This is a genomic window from Gelidibacter gilvus (assembly GCF_004115975.1).
GTDB classification, from domain to species: domain Bacteria; phylum Bacteroidota; class Bacteroidia; order Flavobacteriales; family Flavobacteriaceae; genus Gelidibacter; species Gelidibacter gilvus.
The window spans coordinates 279,166-289,133 of the sequence record NZ_SDDZ01000005.1; the positions used below are offsets into that span (position 1 = coordinate 279,166).

General features: G+C 39.4%; 11 protein-coding genes. All 11 read right to left on the reverse strand.

Going from position 1 to position 9,968, the window contains the following annotated elements; translation table 11 throughout:
- Positions 1 to 5 precede the first annotated feature (5 nt).
- Entirely contained in the window at positions 6 to 542 is a 537-nt protein-coding gene (locus ESZ48_RS11000; RefSeq protein ID WP_129017533.1) for a DUF4142 domain-containing protein, read from the reverse strand.
- A gap of 251 nt (positions 543 to 793) precedes the next feature.
- Positions 794 to 1,264 carry a plastocyanin/azurin family copper-binding protein gene (locus ESZ48_RS11005; RefSeq protein ID WP_129017534.1) on the reverse strand — a complete coding sequence of 157 codons (471 nt, stop codon included), beginning with the start codon at positions 1,262 to 1,264 and terminating at the stop codon, positions 794 to 796.
- Between the two features lie 566 nt (positions 1,265 to 1,830).
- Entirely contained in the window at positions 1,831 to 2,157 is a 327-nt protein-coding gene (locus ESZ48_RS11010; protein ID WP_129017535.1) for a 2Fe-2S iron-sulfur cluster-binding protein, read from the reverse strand.
- Positions 2,158 to 2,258: 101 nt separating this feature from the next.
- A complete protein-coding gene (locus tag ESZ48_RS19735; RefSeq protein ID WP_317127988.1) occupies positions 2,259 to 2,903 on the reverse strand; it encodes a carboxymuconolactone decarboxylase family protein in 645 nt (214 codons plus the stop codon).
- A gap of 25 nt (positions 2,904 to 2,928) precedes the next feature.
- On the reverse strand, positions 2,929 to 3,345 hold the full coding sequence (locus ESZ48_RS11020) for an OsmC family protein (protein ID WP_129017536.1): 417 nt from the start codon (positions 3,343 to 3,345) through the stop codon (positions 2,929 to 2,931).
- Positions 3,346 to 3,481: 136 nt separating this feature from the next.
- Complete coding sequence (locus ESZ48_RS11025) at positions 3,482 to 3,826, reverse strand: cupin domain-containing protein (protein ID WP_129017537.1); 345 nt, start codon at positions 3,824 to 3,826, stop codon at positions 3,482 to 3,484.
- Between the two features lie 232 nt (positions 3,827 to 4,058).
- Complete coding sequence (locus ESZ48_RS11030) at positions 4,059 to 4,448, reverse strand: group III truncated hemoglobin (protein ID WP_129017538.1); 390 nt, start codon at positions 4,446 to 4,448, stop codon at positions 4,059 to 4,061.
- A gap of 2 nt (positions 4,449 to 4,450) precedes the next feature.
- Positions 4,451 to 4,873, reverse strand: coding sequence for a cytochrome C (locus ESZ48_RS11035; RefSeq protein WP_129017539.1), 423 nt, complete (start codon positions 4,871 to 4,873; stop codon positions 4,451 to 4,453).
- Between the two features lie 4 nt (positions 4,874 to 4,877).
- Positions 4,878 to 5,147 carry a hypothetical protein gene (locus ESZ48_RS11040; RefSeq protein WP_129017540.1) on the reverse strand — a complete coding sequence of 90 codons (270 nt, stop codon included), beginning with the start codon at positions 5,145 to 5,147 and terminating at the stop codon, positions 4,878 to 4,880.
- Between the two features lie 3 nt (positions 5,148 to 5,150).
- On the reverse strand, positions 5,151 to 6,158 hold the full coding sequence (locus tag ESZ48_RS11045) for a cbb3-type cytochrome c oxidase subunit II (RefSeq protein WP_129017541.1): 1,008 nt from the start codon (positions 6,156 to 6,158) through the stop codon (positions 5,151 to 5,153).
- A 13-nt stretch (positions 6,159 to 6,171) separates the two neighbouring features.
- The gene (locus ESZ48_RS11050; RefSeq protein WP_129017542.1) at positions 6,172 to 7,971 is read right to left on the reverse strand and encodes a cbb3-type cytochrome c oxidase subunit I; all 1,800 of its coding nucleotides are present in this window, start codon (positions 7,969 to 7,971) and stop codon (positions 6,172 to 6,174) included.
- Positions 7,972 to 9,968: the final 1,997 nt, after the last annotated feature.

Genomic DNA, 9,968 nt, shown 5'->3' on the forward strand with positions numbered 1-9,968 from the left:
GCGTTTTACAGTTTGGATTGTGCCATTTTTGCCATTTCCAAATGATGTTCCAATAATGGCATCACACTCTGCAACAAGTCTTTTAATTCTGCATTTTGTGTTTGTGGAATCAGCACATTTTTGATGGTAGAAATAACCGCTTCGTGATAGCTCACTTCATTGTCTATATAAGCTTTGTCAAATACTGTCCCAGTTTTGCCATTTAATTCGTTTTTCATTTTTTCGGCACCTGCGGTCAAACTTTGAGTAACGGCATTGTCTTTAGGTGTTACCCCTAATTTATTTGCCAGAGCTACGGCCTGATCAATAATGGAGGTGTGGTCGGCAATCATCGTTTGTGCAAATTTACGAGCATCTTCATTTTGCGTTTTATTTAAGGCGATGTTCCCATAATCCACATCAATCTGGTTGGCCGTAACGGCAACCGAAGCAATTTCAGGATCGGTAAGTTCTGGGGTGATTGCGTTCTGTGCCATAATCGGCGTTGAAATCATGGCTGCAACAAAGAGAAGCGCCACTGAGGTAAACTTAATTGTTTTCATAATATTTTGTTTTAATTAATAATACATTCATTACTGCTTAACTGGATCGCTTGTTCAATTAAAAAAAATACAATCGCTCGGCGACCTATTGATTGGCTAAAATTCTGCCATAAATGATTTTTCTTTCAATGATGATGATATTGATGATGATGCTTAAAGTCTTAGACAGCCTTATGATGATTTCAAATCACAAGATTATAATTACTGAATGAATTCACTCAAAATCATCCCAATCATCTATAACCGACTTTTTACTTCACTGTAAGCGTCCCCTTCATACCACCGCCATAGTGTCCGGGAAACGTACAGATATATATGTATTTTCCAGGTTTTTTAGGCGCATTAAAAGTCACCTCTACGGTTTGTCCTCCACCGGCCATACCTGTATGGGCAATGATTTGATCTTTCAATTTCGGATCAATATAACCGTTGTCGGCGTGCTTAAGTCCTGCTTTATCAAAAGCCTCTACGTCTGTGGACTCTTTCAGCAACACAAAGTTGTGTGACATTGCAGCAGCAGGAAATTTACTGTCATTGGTTAATTTGACGGTAATCTTTTGCCCAGGTGTGGCCTGAATGTTTTGAACAGAAAACTTAAGTTGATCAGTTCCTTTCATGGCAACAACTTTTGTACTTTGGGCAAGGACGTTCGCTGAAATAAATAAAAATAAAATGCTGAGCATTACGAATGCCGTTTTCGGGTGATTTTTTAAATTTTTCATGATTTAAGAATTTTATAAAATTGATTTTCGGATCAACATCCAAAAGGACTAATACTTGAAAGATTTTAAAAATTGTAAACGCAAATTTCTTTTCGACCGGAAGATTAAGACGGTCCAGTCTTCAGCATATAATCGCTTTAGAGTATTTGCGACGAGGCTATGCTTAAATCTACCTTGAAAAGAGCTTTCTCGGTATTTTTGTTTTTAATAAATCTATTAAGCTAAAGAGGTAAGTCTTGTTTTATCGTACCAGATAAAGCCCAACCATGGTTTATTTATCTTTTAGAAAAGATGTAAATCCTATATAAAGGTAAATAATAATTTCCATCTCGGAGACATTTATCGGAATTAAAAACAGCTCTTTATACAATATTTAACATAAGGTTCGCAGCGCATCATGAATATTCTTTTAGTCTTTCTGTAAGGTGATCCATTCGCAAGGCATATAAGATTGTATATTTTTTCAGATGCAACTTATCTTACAAAATAATATACAATTCTTAAATGCGTAAGCTCACTTAAATAAAACGACAACGAGTGACAAACCTTAAAGAAAAAACTCACATTTAGGTACGGTCCATGATCTTAAAAACCAAATTATGCAGTTTTGCATTGACTGGAATTTGGCAGGCCAAGCGACTTTTTTCTGAGGCATCTGAAATTTTCGATAGTGTGTTCCTTTCGTCAGCATCCATGGATTCAGAAAGATGGCCTTCCAAAATTTGTATATGACAGGTTCCGCACCAAGCCCTGCCCTTGCAGTCGCCCCAATCTTCAAAGTATTTATCAAAAAGCAGTTCCATTAAGCTGTGATATTCGTTGGTCTCGAATTGTGCCTTGCATTCTTCATCAAACTCATTGATATAGGTAAGGACATAGCGTTCTGATACCATAAGCTCTATTATTTAAACACTAAGGTTTTTATCATTACAGATGCTTCATAAAATAGAAGACATCGTTTTGGTCATTTGCAAAATGGGTTTTATCTATTTATTTACTGATCTAGATTTAACATTTCTTCCATCGCAATAGAGGCGTGGGCATAAGCTGCACCAGCACGCATTTCAGCAGCGACCCAAATGGCTTCCATCATTTGTTCATTAGTAGCGCCTTTCAATTTTGCGGTTTTAGTGTGGCCTTTTATACAATTCGCACATTGCGTGACATGTGAAACTCCCAAAGCAATCAGCTGCTTTGTTTTTTCGTCAAGAGCACCTGCAGTAAATACAGCATTACTGAAAGGTCGCCACGCCTCCACCTGTTTCGGAGCCAGATCTGCTTTTTTCCTAGCCATTTCTGGAGTCGAAGTTGGATATAGTCCTGCTTCGGCGTTGCCTTCCATGGCGTCTACGGCAATACTCGCATGTGTGTATGCTCCACTTGCCCTGCCTGCAGCGGCTACCCAAATAGCTTCCATGATTTCCTCTTTGGTGGCGCCTTTACGCATGGCTTGCGGGGTATGCGCTTTAATGCAATACGGACATTGCGTAACGTGTGCCACGGCAACCGCAATTAATTGTTTCGTTTTTTCATCCAAAGCACCGGCCTCAAAAACCGTTTTGCTGAAATTCCGCCAGGCTTCTATTTGTTTAGGTGCTAAATCTGCTTTTTTATGGGCTAACTCTGTTGCATTGCTCATTCTCTAATGTATTAGTAGTGTTAAACTATTGAAGTTGTGCATCCATGGTGATCTTTAAACTCAGGGCTTTGCTCACCGGGCAATTGTCTTTGGCGGCATTGGCACATTCCATGAATTTATCCTGTTTGATATTCGGAATTTTGGCTTTGAGCGTTAAATGAGATTCGGTAAGTTCTAATTTATCAGCATCCATGGTCACTACTGAAGACACGTCAAGCGCGTCTGGCGTATAGCCTTCTTTTCCTAAAATAAGACTTAAAGCCATCGCAAAGCATCCCGCATGAGCGGCTGCAAGTAATTCGTCTGGATTAGTACTCTTGCCATCTCCAAATCTGGAATTGAAACAATATTGTGCCTTATCCAATACCTTGCTTTGAGTGGTTATTTTTCCTTCTCCTTCTTTTAAAGAGCCGTTCCATACGGCATTAGCGGTCCGTTTCATGATATTTAATTTTTATTGTTTATTCTTATTCTTTATTTTCTGCCTGTCAAAAGGGAGGCTTATTCCTTTTTTATGTCCTCTAATTCTCGCAGGTTATTCTGTCTTGATTCTTGGTTCTTGATTCTATGTTCTATTATTATGACCCCTTAACCACATCTTCCACACGCTGGGCACTATCGCCTTTGTTTAAGCTCAATCTAACGATGCTATCCTTAACTGCCGTTAGATCATGAGGCACGCCACCGCTAAGTGAAATCAAATCGCCTCTATTCAAGGTGTGTACTTCTCCGTTAACGCCAAAATCAATACAACCTTCAAAAATCTCAACCACGATGGCAAAGGGCGTTTTGTGCTCTTTCATGACTTGGTCTTTCTTAAAAGCGATCCTAATTTCCTTGCCGTTTTCTGTATCTAACAACACTTGAATGGTTGGTCGCGTTTCGTGGTATTGAATGTTGTTTATTAATGATGCTGTTTTCATATGTGGTTTTTTTGTTTGTAGTTTTTTGTTTGTGGTTTCTTGTTTCTCGTTTTATGCTTACTAATTATTACGGGAGTGTTCTATTTAAAATATTAATTCTGAACTCTGAACTCCTACGGTAAAGTTACATTTATTTTTAAGTAGGACAAAACTATCCGAATTAAAGTTTTCTTAAAAGATATCGCTATTTTAGTCAATAAAACAATTTAAATCCATCGATTATTTCGTGGCATTACAACAGCGGTCTCGAACCAGTTTGTTGGTATCTGTCGATTTTGAATTGAAATATTTCGGCCATTTTTGAAGCACGCCATTTGGCTTCTTCTGCTTTTTCACCTTCAAAATTTTCATGGATGGTGTTAAAAAACAGTTCCAACCAGCGGTCAAAATGCGCTTTTGTTACCGGCAGGTTTGCGTGTGGCGGAAAGGGACTGCCCGTATAGGTATGTTCGCCCAGTAAAACAGTTTGCCAAAACGTGTACATTATTTCCAGATGTTCTGGCCATCGGTCTTGAATCACTCGATTAAAAATTGGCGCAAGCAATGCATCTTGCCGCACTTTGTCGTAGAAAGAATCTACCAAAATTTTTATGTCATCAAGGTGTAAAATAGCGTTCTCCATCCCTAAACGAACGATTTATAAAGATCCGCATTCCAGTACATAATCAGATAAAACAAACCAAAAGCAAAAACGATGATCAAAAGCGCCCATACCCAAGCAGGTATCGCTTTTGGCGTTTCCGAACCACGAATGATAAAAAATTCGGAGGTCTCACTGCCATAGGCATTTATCGTAATGGGTATTTGAGCGTCTACAGTTTCGTTCTCCTTTAATCCCAAAACTGAGATTTCCGGCCCATTTCGCACTATAAAAGGAATTTCACGAACGCCCTCCACATTATTCGAGGATTTTGCAACGATCTTTAACGTATGTTTTCCATCGGGGATTTTGGTCGTATCCAATACAATTTTCACCGGTGGCGCAAATGATGCGAACGGTTTCGGATCGTCGTCCAAAAAAACGGTGATGTTCCTGTTGTCTTCCATAATCTTAAAATCCTTCGTTTCTAACAATGTTCTTTATATGATCAGGATTATTTTCTTTCGGGTTGATAAGATATTTAATGCTGTAGAAAAGCGTAAACGCAACAATAATTACAGCGCCCCAAATAATGTAATAATCCAAATCTCCCGATGGTCCGGTGCCATGGGTAATGTTCTCAAATCCCTTGGGCTGATTCTCCTTGCAAAGATCGCAAGCGAATGTGATAAACTGTCCCAAGAAAAACAGCCAAGTAAATAATAAAAATCTCTTTTTCATCGCTTATTTATTTAGTTCCATTTCAACATATTGTCTCACTTTTGCCACATCGTCTTCCGTGACCGGAGCCGCATCATTACCCCAACTACTTCGTTCATGGGTGAGGATGGCTGCAATTTCTGCATCGGTAAGTTGGTCGCCAAAGGGTGGCATAACGCCATAATCCGTACGTGCATTATACCCTTGTATGACAATCTTAATGAGTGTTTCCGTATTGTCATCGTTCACAATTGAGCTTCCAACCAAAGACGGAAAGGCGCCAACAATACCATTTCCCGTATCTTGATGGCAGGCCGCGCAAACTTGAGAATATAGTTTTGCACCATCCAAGGATTGCGCTCCACCTTCCGTTCTTGCCGCCTGGATTTTTTTCAACGCAGGAATAAAATCATTTATATCACCACTTGGCATATCGGTTTGCTTGAGGTATTTTAAATAATCAACCAAACGCAAAGCATCATAAGAGGCTATTATTTTTTTACCCGGTTTATTGAAATACTGTTTAGGAACAGCGACCACCTTAGCATCTTTTGGCATATAAGCGCTATCCACTTCTCTAAAAAGCCATGGATAGGATGGCATGACCGATGCCGGAACCACTGCTCTTGGATTGAACAAATGCAGTAAATGCCAATCTTCGCTAGGTTGACGTTTCCCAATATTGGTAAGGTCCGGTCCTGTACGTTCACTTCCTAAAATTGATGGCGATTGCCTCCAAACATCCATCCGTTTTTTACTATAAAAATAGTCGGACGGAATTGAGGGTCGATCGCCCCATACCTTGTCCATTTCAATATTACGCACCTGTTGGGTGTGGCAAGCCATACAGTTTTCAGCAACATAAACGTGAAGTCCTTCCCGTTCGTTGGCCGTCAATGGTTGCTCATCGGGAATTGGTTCTGTACCCTGCATCTGAAACGCTGGCAATATGGCGATAAGAATACTTAAGGCAATAAACACACCGCCCGCCGTAAGCACTAAGTTTTTATGTTCTTTATGAAAATTAAGCATGTTATACGTTTTATTAAACAGTTATTTCTTCTACTTTTTGTGTTACAGACGGTTTTTTGGTATAGCCTTTTACCATATAGTAAAAATTATAAGCGAATACCAAATGGGACACAAACATGAGCGACCCACCAACGGCACGCCAGACCCAATAAGGTTTCATTAGGATGACCGACTCAATAAATGGTTCCCCATCGATCCAACTTAAACCCTTGAAGGTTCCTCCGGCCATAAGTGACATCATATAGGCAAAAAGACCGATAAATGCGAGCCAAAAATGGGCACCGACAAATACCTGTGCGGGTTCCCTTCCGGTCAATTTTGGTAAGATGGCATAAATACAAGCCCACAAGAAAAAAGCAATAATGCCGTACATGGTCATGTGGGAATGGGCCACGTTAAAATCGGTAAAGTGCCAGACAAAATTGGTGAATCGGAAGGCCTGTACACTTCCTTGCATAGAGCCTACAAAGTAGAATATGGTCCCCACCAAAAAGAAGGGCAACACATAACTTTTTGAGATATGGCTCCAACTTCCTTTCATGGTCATTAAAAAGTTGGTAGTTCCTGCCACAACCGGAATTACCATTCCTGCACTAAACACAATGGCAATGGTTTGTAACCACCACGGCAAAGGACTGAACACAAAGTGATGGGTCCCAATCATGGTATAGAAAAGCATCTGGGTCCAAAACGCCAAAACACCTAAAGAATAGGAATAAATAGGCTTGTTCAAAGCCGATGGCAAGTAATAATAAATCAAACCTAATGTAAACGTCATAAACCACATCCCAACACCTTGGTGCATATAATAGCCTTGGATGACAGTTTCGCCCAACCCATCTTGATAAAATGGTAAATAGCCAATGGTGGCCAAAACAATGGTCCAGATAAGCGCTGCCAGTATAAACCAATTGGAGATGTATATTTCTGATATTTTTCGTGTGGCGACGGTTTTATAGAAATTATAAAAGGTGATTATTAAGCCAATGGCAAACAGCAACATCACCGGCCAGATATACTCTCTATATTCACCGCCACCGTTATTGATACCTGCCATCAGAAATAAACTTCCCAATAGCACAGTAAGATTGATAAGTCGCCAGCCGTACCACGCCCAATTATAATTGTATATTTTATTGTTTGAAGTCCGGGCAATCACGAAATAACCAAGACCGATCATCGCTAGAGATGACCATCCCCAAAACACCATGTTGGTGTGGACGGGACGCAAACGACCAAAACTTAACCAAGATTGGTGGTCCATTTCAGGCCAAAGGAACTTCATTCCTAAGTACTGCCCGATCAAAGTGCCCAGCACGAGCCAGAAAGCCGCTGCTCCAATATAATAAATGACTATTTTCTTTAATTCTTGAGGTGTTTCAAGACTTAGCGAAGTCTTTTTCTTTTCATCAAAAAACGCATTGTTCGGATCCTTTTCCACACGCTGGATCAAACCTTTGTCATCAATGGCTGCATTGTCTCCAGATAGCTCGTTCCCTTTTAACTTATAGGTTAAGGCCGCCTTACGTTTTTCAAGGATGGCATCAATATCTGCCCCATCCATCGCTACCAATTCATCATCAAAAGCCATTCGGTTTTTATCGAGTTGACGACGTTTCATCGTATCGATATAGCCATTTAATTTTATGAATAATATGATGATGGCAACAATCATCACAATGGCTATCAAGATGAAAGTCCCAATAATTCCGGGACTGGAAAGCCAATTATCTGTGGTGATCTTCTCTTGGGCACTTATTAAATTTGGGATTGCCATTAAAAACAACAAGATTCCTATCTTACAATTTTTCATAAAGTTTTATTTATTGCTTTTTTATCATTTAATAGTTCAACCGTTCAAAATGTCCACCTCCCAAAAGAAGAATTGCCAATTAAACAGCAAGATCATCCTGAATTCATATTGGTTCGACCTTCGGCACGCAAAGCCAAGACCTAACAGCCAAGGCTCATGATGAACCGGACCGACTGCAAACACACAAAGCCGCGGCCATATGCATGCGCATGAGGAGAAATCAATATTAATAAGTATTATATTTTACCTTCTACCAGGCGTTTCTTGCCTTTGGAAAAGGTATATTTAAGAGGCTACTCCGCCATCTTAAACATGAAGGTCATTTTACGCAAAACAACCATAAAGGATTCCATGGTTGTCTGCAATTTTTGCAGATTTAAATATCATTCTGAAATGCGAATGCTAGCACTTCATTTTACCCAGTGGCAAGTCAACAAATTTATCTACATAATTTTATACAAATATACGTGCGGAATTCATATCAGACAAATTTATCCGATATTAAATAAAGATTTTTATATTTCCAGTTATTCCCAATATAATCTCCAACCGAACCAAGCATAACACAAGCACGACTTAAGAAGAATTTGAAAGTTAAAAAAGACTGCCCAGCAATGATGTCTTGATGTAATCACTTTTTAAATAGAAAAACAGCCTATTATTTGTCATCACTATATCTCTGTAGAGATATGCTATTTAAGATCAAATAACCGTAAATCTAGAAGTAACCACCATAAATATTCATGGTTTTGAAGAAGAATTAAACAGTAATATTACCTTTCAAAATAAACCCTTATGGATTGTAAATCCATGGTTTAATATTGGCAGATTGAAAGTCTCCTTCGTGAAACAACTGGTAAAGAATATCAAAAAAACACAAAATTATTCTTGTACCTGCCTGGACGGACGTGCAGGTTCGTGACTAAAACATTTATAGAAACTAGCAGCCACAATGAAATTGATCCATTTTAACCTTTAAATAGATACTAAATCTAACGAACCTACTTCAAAAAAAAAAGCCCCTCTAAAAAGAGAAGCTTCAGTTTCTGTACAGGTGGGGAGGCTCCCTTCGACCTAGCTCAGGGTAAACTTCTCGTCTCCCCAGTACGGATCATAACATATGTCCACAAAAAAAGCCTCAACATTTGTTGAAGCTTCTTTAATCTGTACAGGTGGGGAGACTCCCTTCGACCTAGCTCAGGGTAAACTTCTCGTCTCCCCAAAGCTATTATATAACGCTTTTGCATAAAAAAAGCCTCAACATTTGTTGAAGCTTCTTTAATCTGTACAGGTGGGGAGACTCCCTTCGACCTAGCTCAGGGTAAACTTCTCGTCTCCCCAAAGCTATTATATAACGCTTTTGCATAAAAAAAGCCTCAACATTTGTTGAAGCTTCTTTAATCTGTACAGGTGGGGAGACTCCCTTCGACCTAGCTCAGGGTAAACTTCTCGTCTCCCCAAAGCTATTATATAACGCTTTTGCATAAAAAAAGCCTCAACATTTGTTGAAGCTTCTTTAATCTGTACAGGTGGGGAGACTCCCTTCGACCTAGCTCAGGGTAAACTTCTCGTCTCCCCAAAGCTATTATATAACGCTTTTGCATAAAAAAAGCCTCAACATTTGTTGAAGCTTCTTTAATCTGTACAGGTGGGGAGACTCCCTTCGACCTAGCTCAGGGTAAACTTCTCGTCTCCCCAAAGCTATTATATAACGCTTTTGCATAAAAAAAGCCTCATATTTATTGAAGCTTATTTAATCTGTACAGGTGGGGAGACTCCCTTCGACCTAGCTCAGGGTAAACTTCTCGTCTCCCCAAAGCTATTATATAACGCTTTTGCATAAAAAAAGCCTCATATTTATTGAAGCTTATTTAATCTGTACAGGTGGGGAGACTCCCTTCGACCTAGCTCAGGGTAAACTTCTCGTCTCCCCAAAGCTATTATATAACGCTTTTGCATAAAAAAAGCCTCATATTTATTGAAGCTTATTTAATCTG